We start from the raw sequence: 20214 nt of genomic DNA, 5'->3' as shown, positions 1-20214 counted from the left end.
TTCTTGTCTGTTGTCGTGAAAAAAACGCGATTCTGCCAGCAGCAGGCGCGCAAGGCGCTTCCGGGAACGCGGAAAACACCGCAGTGGCAAGCCTTGCCGCCCAGCGATAATCCGCAGCATGACGACCCGCCCTGCCCGTTCGCAATACGAGGACTTCATGCGCCATGTGTACACGCAGGGCACACCGAAGACGGACCGCACCGGCACCGGCACGCGCAGCGTCTTCGGCTGCCAGATGCGCTTCGACCTGGCCGAAGGCTTTCCGCTGGTCACAACCAAGAAGGTCCACCTCAAGTCCATCATCTATGAGCTGCTCTGGTTCCTCAAGGGATCGAGCGACAACAACTGGCTGCGCGAGCGCGGCGTCACCATCTGGGACGAATGGGCGCGCGAGGACGGCGACCTCGGCCCGGTCTACGGCGTGCAGTGGCGCAGCTGGCCGACGCCGGATGGCGGCCATGTCGACCAGATCGCCGAGGCCGTCAAGACCATCCGCAGCAACCCGGACTCGCGCCGCATCATCGTCAGCGCCTGGAACGTCGCCGACATCCCGAAGATGGCGCTGGCGCCCTGCCACGCCTTCTTCCAGTTCTACGTGGCCGACGGCAAGCTGTCGTGCCAGCTGTACCAGCGCAGCGCCGACATCTTCCTGGGCGTGCCCTTCAACATCGCCAGCTACGCGCTGCTGACGCACATGATGGCGCAGCAATGCGACCTGGAACCCGGCGACTTCATCTGGACCGGTGGCGACTGCCACATCTACAGCAACCACCACGAACAGGTCGAACTGCAACTAAGCCGCGCGCCCTATCCCTACCCGCTCCTGCACATCAAGCGCCGGCCGGACTCGATCTTCGACTACGAGTACGAGGACTTCGAAGTGCGCGAGTACCAGTGCCATCCGCCGATCAAGGCGCCGGTGGCGGTTTGAGGACCTGGCCCTGATGCAGATCGGATTGATCTTCGCACGCGCGCGCAACGGCGTCATCGGCAAGGGCGGCGTGCTGCCCTGGCACCTGCCGGAGGACCTGGCCCACTTCAAGAAGGTCACGCTCGGCGCCCCGGTGATCATGGGCCGCAAGACCTGGGATTCACTGCCTCCGCGCTTCCGGCCGCTGCCGGGACGCGACAACATCGTCATCACCCGGCAGGGCGGCTGGCAGGCCGATGGCGCCCGGCGGGCGGCCTCACTGGCCGAGGCGCTGGCCTTGTGCGCCAGCAAGCCCCAGGCCTGGGTGATCGGCGGCGCGGAAATCTTCGCCCAGGCGCTGCCGCTTGCGCACGTCGCGGAGATCACCGAAATCGACCGCGATTTCGAGGGCGACGTCTTCATGCCGCCCTTGCCGGCCGGCTGGGCGGAAGCCCGCCGCGAGCGCCAAACCTCGGCGGCCGGCTTCGATTTGAGTTTCGTCACCTACACACATACACCCAGAGGAGCCTGACATGTCCGGAGGCGGTTTTCACGTCCACGGTCCGCACGACCACGAGCTCGAGCATGCCACCCAGCATGCGGCCGAGGGCCACCACGGCGTGGACGGCGGCAGCATGACCAACCAGATCGCGATGTTCACCGCGGTCATCGCCACCGTCGGCGCCATATTCGCCTATATGGGCGGCGCCACCCAGGCCAACGCCGGCCTGTACAAGAACGAGGCGGCGATCAAGAAAACCGAAGCGTCGAACCAGTGGAACTACTACCAGGCCAAGAGCAGCAAGCAGAACCTGATGGAACTGGCGCTGGCGCTGGTGACCGACGACAAGAAGGACTTCTACAAGAAGGAGATCGACCGCTACAAGCTGGAGAAGGCCGAGATCAAGCTGGCCGCGGACAAGCTCGAGGCCGACGCGACGGAGTGGAACAAGAAGAGCGACGAGCAGATGCACCAGCATCATCGCTGGGCGCAGGCCACCACCGCGCTGCAGGTATCGATCGCGCTGGCGGCCATCGCTTTGCTGACCAAGAAGAAGTGGCTCGAGTGGGGCATGTTCGGCGTCGGTGCCATCGGCGTCGCCATCGGCGGCCTCGCGATCGCGCACATCTAGTGTCCTGTCCCACAAATATGTGGCATTTCGCTGCGCCGTATCGGGGCGCAGGCAAGGCGCGGGTGCGGGTCAAGCCTGGACTGCTTGACCCGTGGCCGCAACGCGGCATGCGCCCCAGGGCACAGCCGGTCGGCTGTGCCTCCGGGGCCGGGCAATTGCCCGCAAACGCGACCGCGTTTGCTCGGGCACAGCCCGAAGGGTTCGGCGCCTGCGGGGCCCTCGGCGTGCGCCCAGAGGGGGTCAAGACGCCCAGTCTTGACCCCCTCTGGCCACCCACCGATCATCCCCGCAGGCATCCGAACGAAACGCCACATATTTGTGGGACAGGACACGCGCGATGCGGATCACCACCTGGAACGTCAATTCGCTGACGGCGCGGCTGCAGCACGTGCTGGACTGGACCGCGGCCAACCCGGTGGACGTGCTGTGCCTGCAGGAACTCAAGCTCACCGACGACAAGTTCCCGCTGATGGAGCTGCAGGCGCACGGCTATGAACACTGCGCGGTGTTCGGGCAGAAGACCTACAACGGCGTGGCCATCATGAGCCGGCATCCGCTGCGCGACGTGGTGAAGAACATCGTCAACTTCGCCGACGAGCACTCGCGCGTGATCACGGCCACCGTCGAAACGCCGGCCGGCGAGATCCGCGTGGTCAACGGCTACTTCGTCAACGGGCAGGCGCCGGGCACCGACAAGTTCGAATACAAGATGAGCTGGCTGCGCGGCCTGCGCGACTACCTGCGCGATGAGCTGGATCGACATCCGCGCCTGGTGCTCCTGGGCGACTTCAACATCACGCCCGAAGACCGCGACTCCTGGGACCCGGTGGGCCTGCGCGAGACGATCCACCACACCACCGAGGAGCGCGACCACTTCCGCAAGCTCGTCGAGCTGGGGCTGTGCGACAGCTTCCGCCTGTTCGAACAGCCGGAAAAGAGCTTCAGCTGGTGGGACTACCGCATGCTGGGCTACCAGAAGAACCGCGGCCTGCGCATCGACCACATCCTGGTCAGCGAAGGCATCAAGCCCCTGGTCAAGGCCTGCACCATCGACCGCGTGCCGCGCAAGTGGAAGCAGCCGAGCGACCACGCGCCCGTGACGCTGGAGCTCGGCTAGGGCCTGTTAACGCTATGGGAGGACTCGCGTGACCCAGGAAACGGGCGCCATCAAGGCGCAAAGCGCAGCCGGGGTGGGACCCCGGCGAGCATTTGCAACGCCGAGGGCGCCCGTTTCCTGGGTCACCCTTCGGGCCGGTGACTGGCAGGCCGCATGGCGTCGTTACGGCCTCGTTGTGTGCACGAGCACACGGCCTCGGCCGCGCCTAGCCCTGCAGCCTGCCAGCCACCGGCGCGAGCCCTCCCATAGCGTTAACAGGCCCTAGGCCCCGGCCGACGTCAGCGGGGCGTGCCCTTGGTGCGCAGCAGTTGCGCGCCGACGCAATAGCCCTGCGACTGCACCACCCTGTCCAGTTCGCCCTCGCTCACGAAGCTGCCGGCCACACGGGACCCGATCGCGCTGCCCGCGCTGGTGCGCACGAAGCGCAGGGTTTCCAGGTAGTCCTTGACTTCCTTGCGGCACCTGGCGTCGTCGGCCTGGGCCACCTTGATATCGTCCTTGCGGACCTGCGCCGTGGCCGGCAGCGCCGCCAGCACCAGGGCGGCAAGCACGATGCGTTGGGATGGCTGGTTCACGTGTCCTCCTAGTGCGCGTCTTCGAGGAACGCGCTGTCGGCATGTTGCGCAGCAACAATGACGCTCGGATGACAGGACGGGGGCCGTGGCCCTCAGCGCTTGCGCAGTTGCGCCAGCTCGCGTTCGGCGTCGGCAAAGAAGCGCCGCACGATCGCGAAGGCGCGGTCCGCCGCCGGCACCAGGGTGCGGCCGGCGCGCCGGATGATGCCCAGCGTGAGCGCGAGGTCCAGGGGCGGTTCCACCCCCAGCGCCACCACCTTCCCGGCGCCCATTTCGACCACCCTGGAAATGTCGGTGCCCGGCACCAGGGCATCGTTGCCCGTCATCAGCGCACGCACGGTTTCGAGGTCGGTGGTGTCCACCGCGAAGTGGTTTTCCAGGGGCAGCGACAGCCCATAGAGCTGCGCCAGCCGGCCCAGCACGGCCTGGTCGGCATAGCCCGAGAGCACCCAGGGAAACCGGGCGAGGTCCGCCGCCTGCACCGGCCGCTTGCGGGCCAGGGGGTGCCCGGCACGCACGAACCAGTGGAAGCCGCAGGCGTAGAGCGGCTCGGCGACCAGTTCGGGGTCGTGCGCGCCCATGCGCACGTCGCCCACGAAGAAGTCGATCTCCTCGTGCATCAGCGCGGCGAACAGCACGTCCGAACTTTGCACCAGCGTGCGCACGCGCAGGCCCGGGGCGCTGGTGACCAGTTGCATGACCATGGGCGCCAGCAGGCTGTGGGCCAGCGAAGCCCCCATGCCGAAGGCCAGCGGCCCCAGCTCGCCCGCGCGCATCAGCGCCAATTCGCGGGCCGCCTCCTTCTCGTCGAACACCATGCGCCGCGCCCGTTGGGCATAGGCATGCGCGTAGGGCGTGGGCAGCAAGCCGCGGCCCTGGCGGTCGAACAGCGGCACGCGAAGCGAATCTTCCAGCGCGCGCAGGCTGCGTGACAGCGCGGGCAGGCTCAGGTGCACCTGCTCGGCGGCCGCACTGAGCGAGCCGAGGTCCATGACCGCGAGGAAATGCCGCAGTTGCCGGGTGTTCATGTGAAATGCTTGGGTAGTTGCACTTTGCGCAAGTAGTGCTTGACTATATTGCAATTTACGCAATAGGCGGTCCTTCCTAGACTTCGCCTCGAAACAGGAGACCGCATGTCCAGCCCCACCGTCGCGGCGCCGCGCGCCCTCGTGGCGATCGCGACCGACCGCATCGACCGTCATGGCCACAGCGCGCACGCAGCCTTCCACGGCTACGTTCGAGCCGTGGCCGAAGCCAGCGGCGCCCTGCCCCTGCTGCTGCCCTCCGATGCGGCTGTACTGGACGCCGGCAGCCTCGCTGCCAGCGTCGATGGGGTGCTGCTCACCGGCAGCCCGTCGAACGTGGACCCGACGCGCTACGACGCAGCGCCGCCGCACGCCGGCATGCAGCTCGACCGCGACCGCGACGCGGCCATCCTGCCGCTGCTGCCGGCGCTGGTGGCCGCCGGCGTGCCGGTGCTGGCCGTCTGCCGCGGCTTCCAGGAACTGAACGTCGCCTACGGCGGCACGCTGGAGCCCGCGGTGCACGCGCAGCCGGGACGGCTGGATCACCGCGAAGGCGATCACAGCCGGCCGGTGCCGCGCTGGTACGACGACAGCCATGCCATCCACATCGCGCCAGGCGGCCGGCTTGCCCGGATCGCTGGTGTGGACCAAGCGATGGTCAATTCGCTGCACCACCAGGGCGTGGAGCGGCTCGGCGACGGGCTGCGCGTCGAGGCGACCGCGCCGGACGGCCTGGTCGAAGCCTTCTCGATCTCCGCGGCGCCGCAGTTCACGCTCGCCGTGCAGTGGCACCCCGAAATGCGCATCGACGACAGCGCGTTCTGCCGGTCGATCTTCGCTGCCTTCGGCGAGGCCTGCCGCGAACGCCGGCAACAGCGCATGCGCCACGCGGCGCAGCTTTGAGGACTGGAATGGACGAGCAAATCATCAACTTCTTCAGCGACAGCTATGCGCAGGCGCGGCGCAAGTTCCTGGACGCCGCCCGGCGGCGGGGACTGGCCGCCGAAAGCCAGCTGCTGATGCTGCCCGGCGCCGAAGGCGAGACGCTCGCGATGGACGTCGTCCGCGACGGTCCCGCCGACGCCACGCGCCTGCTGGTGGTGATCAGTGGCGTGCACGGCCTCGAGGGCTTCTGCGGCTCGGGCATCCAGACCGGCCTGCTGGACACGGGCGAGCACGGCCTGCGCCCGCAGCGCGCCGACACGGCAGTGCTGTACGTGCACGCGGTCAACCCCTATGGCTTCTCGCACCTGCGTCGCGCGACCCAGGAAAACGTGGACCTGAACCGCAACTTCGTGGACTTCGGCCAGCCGCTGCCTGAAAACGCCGGCTATGCGGAGATCCACGACGCGCTGCTGCCGCCCGGCTGGCCGCCGCGGCCCGAGGATGAAGCCGTGCTCGCCGCGTATCGCGAGAAGCATGGCGCCCGCGGGCTGCAGCGCGCAATGGCGCTGGGCCAGTACACCCATGCCGATGGCCTGCACTATGGCGGCCTCGGGCCAGCCTGGAGCAACGCCACTTTCCGCGAAGTGATCCGCAGGCACGGCGCCGGCGTGGAGCAGTTGGCTTCAGTCGACATCCACACCGGCCTTGGCCCCTTTGGCCACGGCGAGCGCATCTTCGCGAGCTTCGATCCCGATCCCGCCGTGCTGGAACGTGCCGGTCGTTGGTGGGGCCAGATCACCTCGGTCACGACCGGCTCCTCGGCGAGCATCCCGCTCACCGGCCCGATCCAGACCGCACTGCACGAGGAGTGCCCTCGCGCGCGCCACCTGGGCATCTGCCTGGAGTACGGCACCTATCCGATGGAGCGGGTGGCCGGCGCGCTGCGGGCGGAACACTGGCTTCATCGCCAGGGCGGCGAACCGGCGCAGGCCGCCGCCATCCGCCGCGAGGTGAAGGAAACCTTCTACCCCGACAGCACGGACTGGAAGCAGGCCGTCTGGCGACAGGGCCGCGAGGCCTGCGCGCAAGCCCTGCAGGGCTTGCAGGAAGACAGCCCCTTGCCCCTGGCTGCCTGAATCACAACCACGGAGACAACACCATGACTGCCACCACCATGCCGCCGCTGGCCAGCGCCGCGGCTTCCGCCGAGCCCACCGGGCGCGTCAGCCGCAAGGCCATCGCCGCGGCCGTCGCCGGCAACGCGCTCGAGTTCTACGACTTCGTCATCTACGCCTACTTCGCCGTCTACATCGGCCGCGCCTTCTTCCCAGTGGGTGGCGAGTTCGGCAGCCTGCTGGCGGCCGTCGCCACCTTCGGCGTCGGCTTCTTCACGCGGCCCCTGGGCGGCGTGCTGATCGGCGCGTTTGCCGACCGCGCCGGCCGCAAGCCGGCCATGATCCTGACCGTGATCCTGATCACGGTGGGCACGCTGGGACTGGCGGCCACGCCCAGCTACGCCTCCATCGGCATCGCAGCGCCGATCATCGTGGTGCTGTGCCGCCTGCTGCAGGGGCTGGCCCTGGGCGGCGAAGTCGGTCCGGCGACCGCGCTGCTGATCGAAGCGGCGCCCCCGGGCAAGCGCGGCTTCTACTCCAGCTGGCAGATCGGCAGCCAGGGTCTCGCGGTCGCGGTGGGCGGCGTGTTCGGCGTGACGCTGTCGCTGCTGCTGTCGCCGCAAGAGCTCGGCGACTGGGGCTGGCGCGTGCCTTTCCTGTTCAGCCTGGTGCTGGTGCCGATCGCCATGTACCTGCGCCGCAACCTGCCTGAGACCCACGGCGGCACCGAGGCCAGCGGCGCGCACATCGTCGGCACCGTCTTCCGCCGGCATCGCCGCGTGCTGCTGCTGGGCGTGCTGATCTCCGCCTCGGTGGCCGTGGCCTCGCAGGTCGGCAACTACATGGTGAGCTACGCGGTGCAGGTGCTGAAGCTGCCGGCACCGGTGGCGCAGTCCAGTGTCCTGATCGGCGGGCTGGTCACCTTCGTCTTCGGGCTGCTGGGCGGCATCCTGTGCGACCGCTACGGCCGCAAGATCGTGAACCAGCTGCCGCGCATCGCGCTGATGCTGCTGATCGTGCCCCTGTTCCTGTGGCTGTCCGGCGCGCCCGGCACCGCCACCCTGCTCGCGGTGAGCGCCATCCTGGCGGCGTTGACGGCCATGGCCGGCGCCGCCGGCATGGTCACCGTGCCCGAACTGCTGCCCATTTCGGTGCGCAGCACCGGCATGTCGCTGGTCTACGCCATCAGCACCTCGATCTTCGGTGGCACCACGCAGTTCGTCGTGACCGGTCTGCTGGCCGCGACCAAGAACCCGCTCGCACCGGCCTACTACCTCGCAGCGATCAGCGTGCTGAGCGTGGCCGCGATGGCCTTGCTGCCCGAGACGCGCGAGGTCGACGTCCAGCAGTAAGGGCGCTGCGCCCGTGCCGCCAGGATCGGCACCAGCCGCCTGGCGCGCATTTCGTCAGGCCTGCTGGACCAGGAACACCTCCGGGTCATCCGCGTGCTCCAGCAGGAGACGCCGCACGCGCTCCTGCCACAGCGTCCGGAACAGCTCCTGCTGTTCCGCGCTGGCGGCTCCGCCCAGCAGCAAGGGCATCAGTTCGCCGACGCGCGGATCGCCGGGAACCCTTTCCAGCCGCGCACTCACGGTCACCGCGGCAGCGGTATCCAGCCGCAAGAAACGCGCCTGACCCTCCACCGGCATCTCGAAAGCGAGCAGGCGCCGGCGATCGAAGCGCCCGGCCAGGCCCTTGAACCCAGTGTCCATGGTGGCGCCGGTCAGCAGCGACATGACGTTGGCGATGACGCCGGTCACGCCTTCCTGCGCCGGCTTCCGCAGGTCCACCTTCACACCCCCGCGCTCCGGCAGCGCATCGCCGTACAGGGCGGCCAACGCCGCGCGCGTCATCAGGAAGGCCGAGGCCACGGTCGGACAGGAGTGGCCGGCGAGCTTGACGGCGTCGGCATAGCCGTATTCCAGCACCCCGTCGCGCGCCGCGCCGAGGAAGGCCGCCAGGGGATCGCGCAAGCGCACGCGCGGGGCGGCATCAAAGAAATCCGGCATGCCCGGATCGGACCACAGTGTCATGTCGGCTCCTCGGAACGAGGCCGCGTTCAGGCGACGATGAAATCGATGACGATGCCGCCCGGCTCCCGCTGGAGGTACTCGATCGCCACGCGCTCGCCGTACCGGTTGCGCAGTTGCTGCAACAGCGGCAGCGGATCGTGGTCGTTCACGAAACGCATGGTCTCCCCGGGCTGCAGGGCGTCCAACGCGCCGAAGATGGCGGCGTGGCGGAAGCGCTTGGCGATGCCGCGCGCATCGAACGGGTAGATGGCGCTGGGGTCGAGGTGGGTATGGGCTTGCATGGCGTCCTTAAAGATGCAATTTTTATGCATCAATTGTAGGCGCCGGTCCGCGGCGCCCGGCCAAAGGCCACGTCGCCAGCGTGGAACCTCGTCCTCAGCCGCGCGCGCGGCGGCGCCTGGGCGCTGCACCCGGCCGGTCCGTGGCCTGGATCGGGATCACCATGCCGGCGCCGCGCTGGCCGGGTTTCATCGGCGGTCCGACCAGGTCCGCCAGCGTGGCGCCATCCAGCTCGCGGAAATAGGCGGTCAGCGCCGTGTGCAGCAGCCGTTTCAAGCGGCAGGTCGGCGAGATGTTGCAGGCGTTGGTCTCCTCGTCAAAGCACTCCACCAGGCGGAAGTCCGTCTCCGCCGCGCGCACCACGTCGCCGATGCGGATCTCGCCGGCGCGCTGCAGCAACTGCACGCCGCCGCCACGCCCGCGGGTGGTCTCCAGCACGCCCTGCCGCGCCAGGTCATTGACGATCTTCATCAAGTGGCTGCGGGAGATGCCGTGGCTGTCGGCCATCTCCGCGATGGTGACCAGCCGGTCGGGGTTGGACGCGCAATACATCAGCACCCGCAGCGTGTAGTCGGTGTATTCGGCAAGTCGCATGCGCTCTCCCAAAGATCGCTCGATCGTGTTGCCCTGTCGAGACGGTTGCTATAACATGCAAATATAATGCATCTTATTGGCGGGCATCGCATCCGCCCCTGCCGGAGCATCATGAAGCAATCTCCCATTCCCACCCGGACCGTGCCGATACAACCGCCGCCGCCGGGCCTGCCGCTGCTGCGGCTCGGCTTCCGCCCTTTCTACCTCGGTGCAGCGTTGTTCGCGATGCTGGCGGTGCCGCTGTGGGCCGGGCTGTGGCTCGGCCACGTGCCGCTGGACCTGCACATCGCGCCCATGCTGTGGCACGGCCACGAGATGCTGTTCGGCTTCGCAGTGGCGGTGATCGTGGGCTTCCTGCTGACCGCCGGCAAGGCCTGGACCGGCCTGCCGACACCGCGTGGACCCGCCCTGGGCGCGCTTGCGGCGCTCTGGCTGGCCGCACGGCTGGCCGCCGTCGCGGCACCCTACCCCGTCTACGCGGCACTTGACGTCGCCCTGCTGCCCGCCGTGGCGGTGGCCTTCGGCGCCGTCCTGCTGCGGTCGCGCAACTTCCGCAACCTGCCGATCGCCGGCATCCTGCTGGGGCTGGCGCTGGCCAACCTGTGTTTCCACCTGGCGGCACTCGGCATCGTCCCGCTGTCGCCGCTGTCGCCGTTGCACGCGGCGCTGGGCTTCGTCGTGGTGATCGAGACGGTGATCGGCGGCCGGGTCATTCCCAGCTTCACCGCCAATGCCACGCCGGGCCTGCGGATCCCCCCGCGGCCGCGCCTCGATTGGACCGCGCTGGCGGTGACGGCACTGGCGCTGCTGCTGTGGGTGTTCGCGCCGGCCGGTGTGTTCGGCGCGATCGCCTTTTTCGCTGCCGCCGGCTTGCAGTTGGCACGCCAGTGGCACTGGCGGCCGCTGGTCACGCGCGACCGGCCGATCCTGTGGATCCTGCACCTTTCGTACGCCTGGCTGGCGGTGGGCTTCGCGCTGCTCGGAGCGGCGCAGGCGGGATGGACGAGCGAATCGCTGGGCGTGCATGCGCTCGCCGTGGGCGCGACCGGCGGCCTGATCATCGGCATGATCACCCGCACCGCGCGCGGGCACACCGGGCGGCCGCTGACGGTCGGCCGGGCTGAAGTGCTGGCCTACCTGCTCGTGATGACCGCCGCCGTGCTGCGCGTGCTTCTACCGCTGGTGGCGCCGCAGTGGGTCGTGGGCGCCGTGGCCGCGGCCGCCCTGGCCTGGAGCGCGGCCTTCGCGATCTATCTCTTCATCTACACGCCCTGGCTCGCCAGCACGCGGGTGGACGGCAAGGACGGCTAGTGTCCTGTCCCGCATATTTCTGGGCTCTCGTTCGGATGCATGCGGGGATGAGCGGTGGTTGGTCAGAGAGGGTCAAGACTGGGCGTCTTGACCCTCTCTGGACGACCGCCGGGCGCCCCGCAGGCGCCGAACCCTTCGGGCGGCCCGATACGAGGCAGCGAGAGCCCAGGAATTTGCGGGACAGGACACCAAGGGTCAGAGGCCCAGGGCCAGCTGCGCGGCCTCGGACATCCGGGACCGGTCCCACGGCGGGTCGAACACGAGGTCTACCTTGACCTCGCCCACCTCGGGCAGCGCGAGCACCTTGTCGGCCACTTCGCTCGCCAGCGACTCGCCCATGCCGCAGCCGGGCGCGGTGAGCGTCATGTCGATGGCGACATGGGTGTTGCCGTCGTCCATCGGCGTGAGCTCGCACCGGTAGATGAGGCCCAATTCCACGATGTCCACCGGGATCTCGGGGTCGTAGCAGGTCGCCAGCAGGCGCCACACGCGCGTGGCCAGGTCAGCCGGCTGGCCCTCGGCCGCCAGGCCCGGCGCTTCGGGGACCGACTGGCCGATCGCATCGGCATCGCGTCCCTTCAGCCGCACCAGCTGGCCTTCGACATAGAGGGTGAAGCTGCCGCCCAGCGCCTGCGTGATCTGGGCCAGAGTGCCCGGCTCCAGCGCGAACGGCGTGCCGTCCGGAATCCGCTCAACCATGACTTCGCGGCGCACCATGACGTTTTCGCGGCTTCTCATCGCGCGGCCTCTTCCGAAGCATGGGGCTCCGGCGCCTGCAGCGCGTGCATGAGGGCGTGCCAACCCAGCAGCGCGCACTTGATGCGGCTGGGATATCGGCTCACGCCGGACAGGCTGACCAGCTTGCCGAGCGTCGCCTCCTGCGGCTGCTCCTGGCCCGTCAGCACGGCGCGGAAGTGCTGCTGCAGCTCGCGCACCACGCCGGCCTCGCGCCCGAGCACGGCCTCGGTCATCATCGAGGTGGAAGCGATGCAGATGGCGCAGCCCTGGCCGCTGAAGCGGATGTCGCGGACGACATCGCCTTCGAGCTGCAGCTGCACCTGCACGTCGTCGCCGCACTGCGGGTTGCGGCCCCGTGCCTGGTGGGTCGGCGCGGCCAGCGTGCCGAAGTGGCGCGGCGCGCGCTTGTGTTCGACCACCAGGTCCTGGTACAGGTCGTCGGCGACGGTGCTCATTTCAGCACCTCCAGTGCGAAGGCGACGCCGTCGATCAGCCGCTCGACCTCGTCGTGCGTGTTGTAGAGGGCGAAGGATGCGCGGGTGGTCGGCCCGACGCCCAGCCATTCCAGCAGCGGCTGGGCGCAGTGGTTGCCGGTGCGCACCGCGATGCCGCGCTCGTCCAGCAGGGTGCCCAGGTCATGCGGGTGGGCCGCTGCGGCCACGAAGGAAACGATGGCCGAGCGCCCGGCGTCGGGCGACAGCACGGTCAGGCCCGGCAAGGCCGACAGGCCCGCCACCGCGTGGGCGCGCAACGCCCGCACGTGGGCATCGATCGCCTCGAGGCCGATCGCGTCCATGTAGTCCGCCGCCGCGGCCATGCCGACGGCGCCTGCCACATGCGGCGTGCCGCCCTCCAGCCGGGCCGGCAGCGCGGCGAAGCTGGCCGAAGTCTCGCTCACCCACTCCACCATGTCCCCGCCCAGGCGCAAGGGCGTGAGGCGTTCCAGCGCCGGCCGGCGTCCAACCAGGGCCCCGATACCCATCGGCCCATACATCTTGTGGCCGGAGAACGCCATGAAGTCGCAAGGTAGCTGCGACAGCAGCGGCACCTCGTGGGCCATCGCCTGCGCGGCGTCCAGCACCGTCAGCGCGCCGGCTTCCGCAGCCAGCGCCATCAACGCCTCGTAGGGCGGCCGCTCGCCGGTGGCGTTGGCGCAGGCGGTCACCGCGAACACCCGCGTGCGCGGGCTGAGCAGCGGTGCCAGCTCGTCGATATGCAAGCGCCCCTGGCGGTCGGGCCGCAGCACCAGCAGCCGGGCGCCGCTGCGACGTGCGGCGAGTTGCCAGGGCACCAGGTTGGCGTGGTGTTCCAGCGCGGTGACCACGATGTCGTCGCCGGGTTGCAGCACGGGGCCGTCCTGCCCCGCATCGGACAGGCCGTGCGCCACGAGGTTCAGCGCCTCGGTGGTGCCGGAGGTGAACACCAGCTCGTGCTGCGCGCCGGCGCCGACGAAGCGCTTGAGCGTGGCACGCGCCTGCTCGAAGGCCTCGGTGGAGCGCTGGCTGAGCGTGTGCACGCCCCGATGGATGTTGGCGCGGCTGCGCGTCTCGAAAGCCCGCATCGCATCCTGCACCGGCCGGGGCATGTGCGTCGTCGCGGCGTTGTCCAGGTAGGCCAGCGGCTCGCCATTCACCCCTTGCGCCAGTCCGGGGAAGTCGGCCGCCAGGGTGGCGGCCTGCAACATGTCACCCACGATTTGACTCCCCTGACGAAGTGCCGAGATGACGCGCCACGGCGGCGGCCAGCGCCGCCTCCAGCCGCAGCGCCTCGGGCAGCTGCGCGTCGTCCACCGCGCGCGCGAGCGCCGCGCGTGCCAGGCCTTCCACGATCAGTGCCTTCGCGCTGCGCTCGTCCAGCCCGCGCTGGCGGGCAAGGAACAGCGCTTCGTCCGGCAGCGCGCCCCAGGTGGCGCCATGCGCGGCCTCGACCTGGTCGTGATGGATTTCCAGATGCGGACGCAGCACCAGCCGGGGCTGGCCCCCGGTCGGGATGCCGGCCAGGCGCTGTCGCGCCTGTGCCCCGTCGCAGCCGGGCGAGATATGGGTGTGGGCATTGGCGACGATGCGCGCGGCGCCGCTGCCCAGCGCCAGCATCTCGGCGCCACTGCGGGTGCGGGCCGCCCCGTGGCGGCACAGCACCTGCTGCTCCAGCGCCGAGCCGGCAGCCAGCAGCACGCCGCCCAGGCGCGCCCGCGCCCCCTCGCCGGGCAGCTCGATCACGTTGCGCTGCAGGTGGTATGAGCTGCCGGTCGCCAGCAAGGCCTGCGCGTAGACGGCATCGCCCTCGAGGCGCACCTCGAGGTGGTGGGCCACGCGGTCGCCGGCGCCGGGCGTCACCAGCCGCAGGTGCTGCAGATCGGCGCCGGGGCCCAGGCGAACATGGACCCTCAGGTTCTGCGTGACTTCCGGCGTGCTCCCGCGCTCGTGCGTCTCCAGCAGCACGCAGCGGGCACCGGCCTGCAACTCGACCAGCAGCAGGGGTGCTTCCACCGCGTGGCAGGCCTGGCGCTGCAGGTGCAGGACGGCCGGTGCGCCGCCGGCGATGCGCAGCCGCAAGCCCTGGCGCACCAGCGCGCGATGCGCCCAGGCGAAGGGCGCGGCCTCGTCGTCCCCGGGCAGGGGCAGCAGGCGCAGGAGTTCGGCGCGCTGCTGCGGATCGGCGGCGTCGAACAGGCGCACCTCCACGTCACCGGCGGCGACCGGCGTGTGCAGGGTCCAGCCGTCCATGAGCGCCGCGACCTCGTCCAGGACCCGGGGCTCGGCGGATTCACCGGTCCACAGCGCGGCCTCGGGCGGCGGCAGGTGACGGAAGGCTTCCGCCTTGCGCGGGATCCAGCCCTGCGCCAGCAGGCGGCTGGAGGCGGCGAGCGCATCCGCGCGTGCACTGTCCATCTCAGGCCTCCACCGCATCGGGACTGCGCGCATAGCCGGTCTGCGCGATCGCCTGGGCCAGCGCCAGGCCGCCGGTTTCGGCGATGCGGCCGTTCTCCAGCCGCAGCACCGCGTCCGGCGCGAGCGCTTCGATCAGGTGCAGGTAGTGCGACACCACCACGAATGCAGTGCCCTGCTCGCGCAGCCGGGCGACGAGGTCGAGCGTGGCGCGCACGCCGTCGACGTCCATGCCGGAGTCGATCTCGTCCAGGATCGCCAGGCGCGGCTTCAGCAGCGCCAGCTGCAGCAGCTCGTTGCGCTTGCGCTCGCCGCCGGAGAAACCTTCGTTGACCGGACGGTTCAGCATCGCGTCGGCCAGCCCCAGCTGCCGGGCCGCACCGCGCGCCTCGACCAGGAAATCGAAGGCGTCCAGCGGCGTGTCGCCGCGCGACTCGCGCACCGCGTTGACGGCCGTGCGGACAAACAGGTTGTTCTTGACACCGGGAATGTCCGGCGGGGCCTGGAAGGACAGGAACAGGCCGGCCCGCGCGCGCGCCTCGACGTCCATCGCCAGCAGGTCCGCCCCGCCCAGTTGGGCCGAACCGCCGGTGACGCGATAGCGCGGATGGCCGGCGAGCGCCAGGCCCAGCGTGCTCTTGCCGCTGCCGTTGGCCCCCATCAGCACCGAAACGGTGCCAGGACGCACCTGCATGGATACCGATTCCAGTACGGTGCGGCCGGCGACATCGACGCGCAGGTCGCGGACCTGCAGCAAGGGTTGGATCATGTTCATGTTGTGCAGTGCAAATCGGGCATCGGTCATCAGCCGACGGCCCCTTCGAGGGAGACGGACAGCAGGGACTTGGCCTCCAGCGCGAACTCCATCGGCAGCTCGCCGAGCACGGCCTCGCAGAAGCCGCCGACGATGAGCGCGGTGGCTTCCTGCGCCGGGATGCCGCGCTGTTGGCAATAAAAGAGACGCTCCTCGGAAATGCGCGTGGTGGTGGCTTCGTGCTCGACCACGGCGTCGGCGCGCGCCGCTTCCACGTAGGGGAAGGTGTGGGCGCCGCAGTGCGGGCCGATCAGCAGCGAGTCGCACTGCGTGTGGTTGCGCGCGTCTTCGGCGCCGGGGCCCATGCGCACCAGGCCCCGGTAGCTGTTGTGCGCATGGCCGGCACTGATGCCCTTGGAGACGATGCGGCTGGTGGTATTGCGCCCCAGGTGGATCATCTTGGTGCCGGTGTCGGCCTGCTGAAAATGGTTCGACACGGCGATCGAGTGGAACTCGCCGTTCGACTCGTCGCCGCGCAACACCACGCTGGGGTACTTCCAGGTGATGGCCGAGCCGGTTTCGATCTGCGTCCAGGCGATCCGCGAGCGCTTGCCGGCGCACAGTCCGCGCTTGGTGACGAAGTTGTAGATCCCGCCGCGGCCACGCTCGTCGCCCGGGTACCAGTTCTGCACGGTGGAATACTTGATCTGCGCGTCGTCGTGCGCCACCAGCTCCACCACGGCCGCGTGCAGCTGGTGCTCGTCGCGCTGCGGCGCGGTGCAGCCCTCGAGGTAGCTCACGCTGCTGCCCGGCTCCGTGATGATCAGGGTGCGCTCGAACTGGCCGGTGTTGCGAGCGTTGATGCGGAAGTAGGAGGACAGCTCCATGGGGCAGCGCACGCCCGCCGGCACGTAGACAAAGGAGCCGTCGGAGAACACCGCCGAATTGAGCGCAGCATAGAAGTTGTCGCCGGGCGGCACCACGGTGCCGAGGTAGCGCTCGACCAGTTCCGGATGGTTCTGCACCGCGTGCGAGAACGAGCAGAAGATGACGCCGACCTCGGCGAGCTGCTCGCGAAAGGTGGTTCCGACCGAGACACTGTCGAAGACCGCGTCCACCGCCACGCCGGCCAGGCGCGCGCGCTCGTGCAGCGGGACGTTGAGCTTTTCGTAGGTTTCGAGCAGCTTGGGGTCGACCTCGTCCAGGCTCTTGGGACCGTCCTTCAGCGACTTGGGCGCCGAGTAGTAGGACTGGGCCTGGAAGTCGGGCGTCTCCATGCGCAGTTGGCCCCAGCTGGGCGGGCTCATCTGCATCCAGCGCTCGAAGGCCGCGAGCCGCCAGCGCAGCAGGAATTCCGGCTCGCGCTTGCGGTGCGAGATCTCGCGCACGGTGTGCTCATCCAAGCCGGGCGGCAGCGCGTCCGATTCGACCTCGGTGACGAAACCGTGCCGGTACGGCTGCGAGAGCGCCTGCGCCAGCGGCTCGGCTTGTTCGACGATTCGTGACTCCATAAGATGCATTATTGGTGCATCTTTTTGAAATCGCGAGCAGTCGCCCTACTGCTCTCAAGGCTTTGGGGCAGAAAGGCGAATGGCTGCCGGGGCCGGAACGGCCGAAGGGCCGCTCAGTCCTCGAGGCCCAGTTCCTGGATCTTGCGGGTGATGGTGTTGCGGCCGATCCCGAGCTTCTGGGCCGCTTCGATCCGGCGACCGCGCGTGTTGGCCAGGGCGGTGAGGATCAGCTTGGACTCGAAGCGCCTCGTCAGCGCGTCCCAGACGTCGTGGCGGCCGGAAGCCAACAGCTCCAGCGCTTCGGCTTCGAGCGCGGTCTCCCAGCTCGTGTGCCCGTTGCCCAGCGCAGGCGCGAACGCCGGCGGCGTGGCCGCTGCCGGTTGCACCGGCGTTGCCGGCGCGCTCGCGGCGGCGGCGAACCGTTCCGTGGCCTCGCCGGCGGCCGGCGCGACCTCGGGCGGCAGGTCCTTGGGTTCGATCAACTGCGCCGGCGCCATCACCGTCAGCCAGTGGCACACGTTCTCGAGCTGGCGCACGTTACCCGGAAAGCCGAAGGCCGACAGGCGCACGAGTGCGGCGTCGGAAATGCGCTTGGGCTCCACGCCGAGCTGCTTGGCGCTTTGCTGCAGGAAATGGCGTGCCAGCATGGGAATGTCTTCGCGCCGCTCGCGCAGCGCGGGCAGGCGCAGCCGGATCACGTTGAGCCGGTGGAAGAGGTCCTCACGGAATGCACCTTCCTTGACGCGCTGCTCCAGGTCCTGGTGCGTCGCCGCGATCACCCGCACGTTCGCCTTCACGGCGTTGTGGCCGCCGACGCGGTAGAAATGGCCGTCCGACAGCACGCGCAGCAGGCGCGTCTGCAGGTCGAAGGGCATGTCGCCGATCTCGTCGAGGAACAGCGTGCCACCCTCGGCCTGCTCGAAGCGGCCGCGGCGCATGGTCTGCGCGCCGGTGAAGGCGCCGCGCTCATGGCCGAACAGCTCGGACTCGAGCAGGTCCTTGGGGATGGCGGCGGTGTTGATGGCGACGAAGGGCCCGCCGGCGCGCGGCGAGTGCTTGTGCAGCGCTCGCGCGACCAGCTCCTTGCCGGTGCCGGACTCGCCGGTGATCATCACCGTGACGTTGCTTTGCGACAGCCGCCCGATGGCGCGGAACACGTCCTGCATCGCCGGCGCCTGCCCCAGCATCTCGGGCGCGGCGGCCATGCGCTCCTCGGCGAATTCCTCGCGCTGGCTCTCCTCGACGGCGCGGCGGATCAACTCGATCGCCTTGGGCAGGTCGAAGGGCTTGGGCAGGTACTCGAAGGCGCCGCCCTGGAAGGCGGAGACGGCGCTGTCCAGGTCCGAGAAGGCCGTCATGATGATCACCGGCAGGCCCGGATGCTTCTCCTTGACCTTGTTCAGGAGGTCCAGGCCGCTGCCGCCGGGCATCCGGATGTCGCTCACCAGGATTTGCGGCCCCTCCTCGTCCGGGGACGATTCCAGTGCCTGCAGCAGATCCCGTGCGTTGGTGAAGCTGCGCGATGGAAGGTCCTCGCGCTGCAAGGCTTTCTCCAGCACGAAGCGGATGGATTGGTCATCGTCAACGATCCAGATCGGCTTCATGTGCTGTTTGGTCCCTCAGGTCATCGAAAGCTACGGCAACGGAATCAATATCTTGAAATCCGTCCTCCCCGGCGCGCTGTCACACTCGATCAGCCCATGGTGCTGCTGCACAAAAGTTTGCGCAAGCGTCAATCCCAGGCCGGACCCGCCTTCCCTGCCGGATACCAGCGGGAAGAAGATCCTGTCCCTGATCGAGTCCGGCACGCCAGGTCCATTGTCGATGACATGCAATTCCAGTGCCAATCGATAGCGTTGTTTGCCAAAAGTCACCTGGCGGGCAATGCGCGTGCGCAGCACGAGCTCGGCGTCACCAGCGGAGATGCGGTCGGCAAGCGCCTGGCAGGCGTTGTGGGCGATGTTCAGCACCGCCTGGATCAACTGCTCGCGGTCGCCGCGGAACTCGGGGATCGAGGTGTCGTAGTCCCGCACGACCTTCAGGCCCTTGGGAAATTCCGCCACGATCAGCGCCCGCACCCGCTCGCACACCTCGTGGATGTTGACGTCGCCCACCACGTGCGGCCGGCGGTGCGGCGCCAGCAGCCGGTCCACCAGGGTCTGCAGCCGGTCGGCCTCGTGGATGATGACCCGGGTGTATTCCTTGAGCTCGCGGGAGTCGATCTCCATCTCGAGCAGCTGCGCCGCCCCGCGGATGCCGCCCAGCGGGTTCTTGATCTCGTGCGCCAGGTTGCGAATGAGCTCCTTGTTGGCCTGGGCCTGCCCGATCAGGCGCTCCTCGCGGTCCTGCCGGGCATGGGCTTCCAGCGGCAGCAGTTCGACAACCAGTTCGCCCGGCTGGTCGGTCTGCGCCACCACCACGTGCACCTGCAGCGGCTCGCTGCCGGCTGGCGGGCGCGCCAGCAGCGCGTCGTAGCGCAGCGCGGCGAATTCGTTGGTGGCCGCGCCATGCAGCGCGTGCTGCAGCGCCTGGGGTTCGATGAAGAACTGGCTCAGTTGTGAGCCTTCGATCACCCGGCGCGACATCCCCAGCGCGTCCTCGAGCGCCGAGTTGGCGAACAGCACGCAGGCATCCGGCGCCACCACGGCCACCAGGGTGGCGAGCAGGTCCAGCGACTGGAAACGGGACGGGGATCGCGCCGGAGCGCTCAGCCCCTCACTTGGAGCCGGCGCGCGCGAGCTCCCGCTTGATGCCGGCGATGTCGTTTTCATTGCGGGCAATGCTCGCCTTCAGTTCGGCGATGCGGTCCAGGTACTTCTGGTGGTTGCGGTGCTCGGGCCCCTGCTTTTCGGGCTCGCCGTTGTTGAATTCCTTGACCAACTCGGCCTGGCGCGCCTCGGCCTTCTTCAGCTCGGCTTCGAGGATGATGCGCGCATCCGAATCGCGGGCTTTCTGCTCGTCGGAGTCCACCCGGGGGGCCGCCGCCGAAGCCGACTGCGGCGCCGTGGCCACCTTGACGCCGGAGCCGCCGACCCGCGTGCCTTCCACGACCGTGACATTGCCGCCTTCCATCAGCTTGCAGCCCTTGGCCTGCGCCTCGGACGCGCTGTTGGTGTAGCTGTTGCCGCAGCGGTAGATCTTGGTCTGGGCATGGCCCGCACCTGCCAGTGCAGCCAACGCCAATGGGATGAGGTAGGCGTGCTTCAAGTCGTGCTCCTTGGCACCGGAATGCCCGGGGCGGGTCTTGCAGTATCACGCAACTCATCAAAAAAACAAAACAAGCCGTTGATTCCAAAGAGAAAAGGACCGCACGAGCGGCCCTTTTCAGCAACATCGCTGGATGGAT

General features: G+C 69.0%; 22 protein-coding genes. 8 read left to right on the top strand and 14 right to left on the bottom strand.

What is annotated here, in order from left to right:
- Positions 1-118 precede the first annotated feature (118 nt).
- The 4 genes from UC35_RS18975 to xth all read left to right on the top strand — a co-directional run bounded on the left by UC35_RS18975 (position 119) and on the right by xth (position 3160).
- Complete coding sequence (locus UC35_RS18975; RefSeq protein ID WP_061502468.1) at positions 119-931, top strand: thymidylate synthase; 813 nt, start codon at positions 119-121, stop codon at positions 929-931.
- Positions 932-944: 13 nt separating this feature from the next.
- A complete protein-coding gene (locus UC35_RS18970) occupies positions 945-1442 on the top strand; it encodes a dihydrofolate reductase (protein WP_061502466.1) in 498 nt (165 codons plus the stop codon).
- Position 1443: 1 nt separating this feature from the next.
- A complete protein-coding gene (locus UC35_RS18965) occupies positions 1444-2043 on the top strand; it encodes a DUF4337 domain-containing protein (protein WP_061502464.1) in 600 nt (199 codons plus the stop codon).
- A 337-nt stretch (positions 2044-2380) separates the two neighbouring features.
- Entirely contained in the window at positions 2381-3160 is a 780-nt protein-coding gene (xth, locus tag UC35_RS18960) for an exodeoxyribonuclease III (protein ID WP_061502462.1), read from the top strand.
- A 278-nt stretch (positions 3161-3438) separates the two neighbouring features.
- Here xth and UC35_RS18955 read toward each other — a convergent pair whose 3' ends face one another.
- Both UC35_RS18955 and UC35_RS18950 read right to left on the bottom strand, forming a co-directional pair.
- Positions 3439-3735, bottom strand: a complete 297-nt coding sequence (locus UC35_RS18955; RefSeq protein WP_061502460.1) for a hypothetical protein — start codon at positions 3733-3735, stop codon at positions 3439-3441.
- 92 nt (positions 3736-3827) lie between these two features.
- Complete coding sequence (locus tag UC35_RS18950; protein ID WP_061502458.1) at positions 3828-4763, bottom strand: LysR family transcriptional regulator; 936 nt, start codon at positions 4761-4763, stop codon at positions 3828-3830.
- A 105-nt stretch (positions 4764-4868) separates the two neighbouring features.
- Between UC35_RS18950 and UC35_RS18945 the strand changes: the two genes are divergently transcribed.
- Genes UC35_RS18945 through UC35_RS18935 form a run of 3 tightly spaced genes read left to right on the top strand, consistent with a single transcriptional unit; the run spans position 4869 to position 8112 of the window.
- Positions 4869-5663 carry a gamma-glutamyl-gamma-aminobutyrate hydrolase family protein gene (locus tag UC35_RS18945; protein ID WP_061502456.1) on the top strand — a complete coding sequence of 265 codons (795 nt, stop codon included), beginning with the start codon at positions 4869-4871 and terminating at the stop codon, positions 5661-5663.
- An 8-nt stretch (positions 5664-5671) separates the two neighbouring features.
- Positions 5672-6781, top strand: coding sequence for a M14 family metallopeptidase (locus UC35_RS18940; RefSeq protein WP_061502455.1), 1110 nt, complete (start codon positions 5672-5674; stop codon positions 6779-6781).
- Between the two features lie 23 nt (positions 6782-6804).
- Complete coding sequence (locus tag UC35_RS18935; RefSeq protein ID WP_082793385.1) at positions 6805-8112, top strand: MFS transporter; 1308 nt, start codon at positions 6805-6807, stop codon at positions 8110-8112.
- A gap of 54 nt (positions 8113-8166) precedes the next feature.
- Here UC35_RS18935 and UC35_RS18930 read toward each other — a convergent pair whose 3' ends face one another.
- The 3 genes from UC35_RS18930 to UC35_RS18920 form a co-directional block, all read right to left on the bottom strand.
- Entirely contained in the window at positions 8167-8793 is a 627-nt protein-coding gene (locus UC35_RS18930; protein WP_061502453.1) for a hypothetical protein, read from the bottom strand.
- Positions 8794-8819: 26 nt separating this feature from the next.
- Entirely contained in the window at positions 8820-9074 is a 255-nt protein-coding gene (locus UC35_RS18925) for a DUF2249 domain-containing protein (RefSeq protein WP_061502451.1), read from the bottom strand.
- Between the two features lie 94 nt (positions 9075-9168).
- Entirely contained in the window at positions 9169-9666 is a 498-nt protein-coding gene (locus tag UC35_RS18920) for an RrF2 family transcriptional regulator (protein ID WP_061502449.1), read from the bottom strand.
- Positions 9667-9777: 111 nt separating this feature from the next.
- On the opposite strand from UC35_RS18920, the gene UC35_RS18915 reads away from it, so the two are divergent.
- Positions 9778-10977: an NnrS family protein gene (locus tag UC35_RS18915; RefSeq protein ID WP_061502447.1), complete on the top strand. Its 1200-nt coding sequence runs from the start codon at positions 9778-9780 to the stop codon at positions 10975-10977.
- Positions 10978-11172: 195 nt separating this feature from the next.
- Here UC35_RS18915 and sufT read toward each other — a convergent pair whose 3' ends face one another.
- The 9 genes from sufT to UC35_RS18870 all read right to left on the bottom strand — a co-directional run bounded on the left by sufT (position 11173) and on the right by UC35_RS18870 (position 20075).
- Positions 11173-11715 carry a putative Fe-S cluster assembly protein SufT gene (sufT, locus tag UC35_RS18910; RefSeq protein ID WP_061502445.1) on the bottom strand — a complete coding sequence of 181 codons (543 nt, stop codon included), beginning with the start codon at positions 11713-11715 and terminating at the stop codon, positions 11173-11175.
- A complete protein-coding gene (gene sufU, locus UC35_RS18905) occupies positions 11712-12170 on the bottom strand; it encodes a Fe-S cluster assembly sulfur transfer protein SufU (RefSeq protein WP_061502443.1) in 459 nt (152 codons plus the stop codon). The genes sufT and sufU overlap by 4 nt, the downstream gene beginning before the upstream one ends.
- Complete coding sequence (locus UC35_RS18900) at positions 12167-13408, bottom strand: aminotransferase class V-fold PLP-dependent enzyme (protein ID WP_145979546.1); 1242 nt, start codon at positions 13406-13408, stop codon at positions 12167-12169. Before UC35_RS18900 ends, sufU begins: the two co-directional genes overlap by 4 nt.
- Complete coding sequence (locus UC35_RS18895) at positions 13401-14606, bottom strand: SufD family Fe-S cluster assembly protein (RefSeq protein WP_061502439.1); 1206 nt, start codon at positions 14604-14606, stop codon at positions 13401-13403. Before UC35_RS18895 ends, UC35_RS18900 begins: the two co-directional genes overlap by 8 nt.
- Before the next feature lies 1 nt (position 14607).
- On the bottom strand, positions 14608-15378 hold the full coding sequence (gene sufC, locus UC35_RS18890; RefSeq protein WP_061503933.1) for a Fe-S cluster assembly ATPase SufC: 771 nt from the start codon (positions 15376-15378) through the stop codon (positions 14608-14610).
- A gap of 29 nt (positions 15379-15407) precedes the next feature.
- Positions 15408-16868, bottom strand: coding sequence for a Fe-S cluster assembly protein SufB (sufB, locus tag UC35_RS18885; protein WP_145979545.1), 1461 nt, complete (start codon positions 16866-16868; stop codon positions 15408-15410).
- Between the two features lie 113 nt (positions 16869-16981).
- Entirely contained in the window at positions 16982-18472 is a 1491-nt protein-coding gene (ntrC, locus tag UC35_RS18880) for a nitrogen regulation protein NR(I) (protein ID WP_061502433.1), read from the bottom strand.
- Between the two features lie 30 nt (positions 18473-18502).
- Entirely contained in the window at positions 18503-19639 is a 1137-nt protein-coding gene (glnL, locus tag UC35_RS18875) for a nitrogen regulation protein NR(II) (RefSeq protein WP_082793384.1), read from the bottom strand.
- The gene (locus tag UC35_RS18870; RefSeq protein ID WP_061502431.1) at positions 19584-20075 is read right to left on the bottom strand and encodes a hypothetical protein; all 492 of its coding nucleotides are present in this window, start codon (positions 20073-20075) and stop codon (positions 19584-19586) included. Before UC35_RS18870 ends, glnL begins: the two co-directional genes overlap by 56 nt.
- Positions 20076-20214 lie beyond the last annotated feature (139 nt).

The organism is Ramlibacter tataouinensis, from assembly GCF_001580455.1.
GTDB classification, from domain to species: Bacteria; Pseudomonadota; Gammaproteobacteria; order Burkholderiales; family Burkholderiaceae_C; genus Ramlibacter; species Ramlibacter tataouinensis_B.
This window is presented reverse-complemented; position numbering and strand designations above follow the sequence as displayed.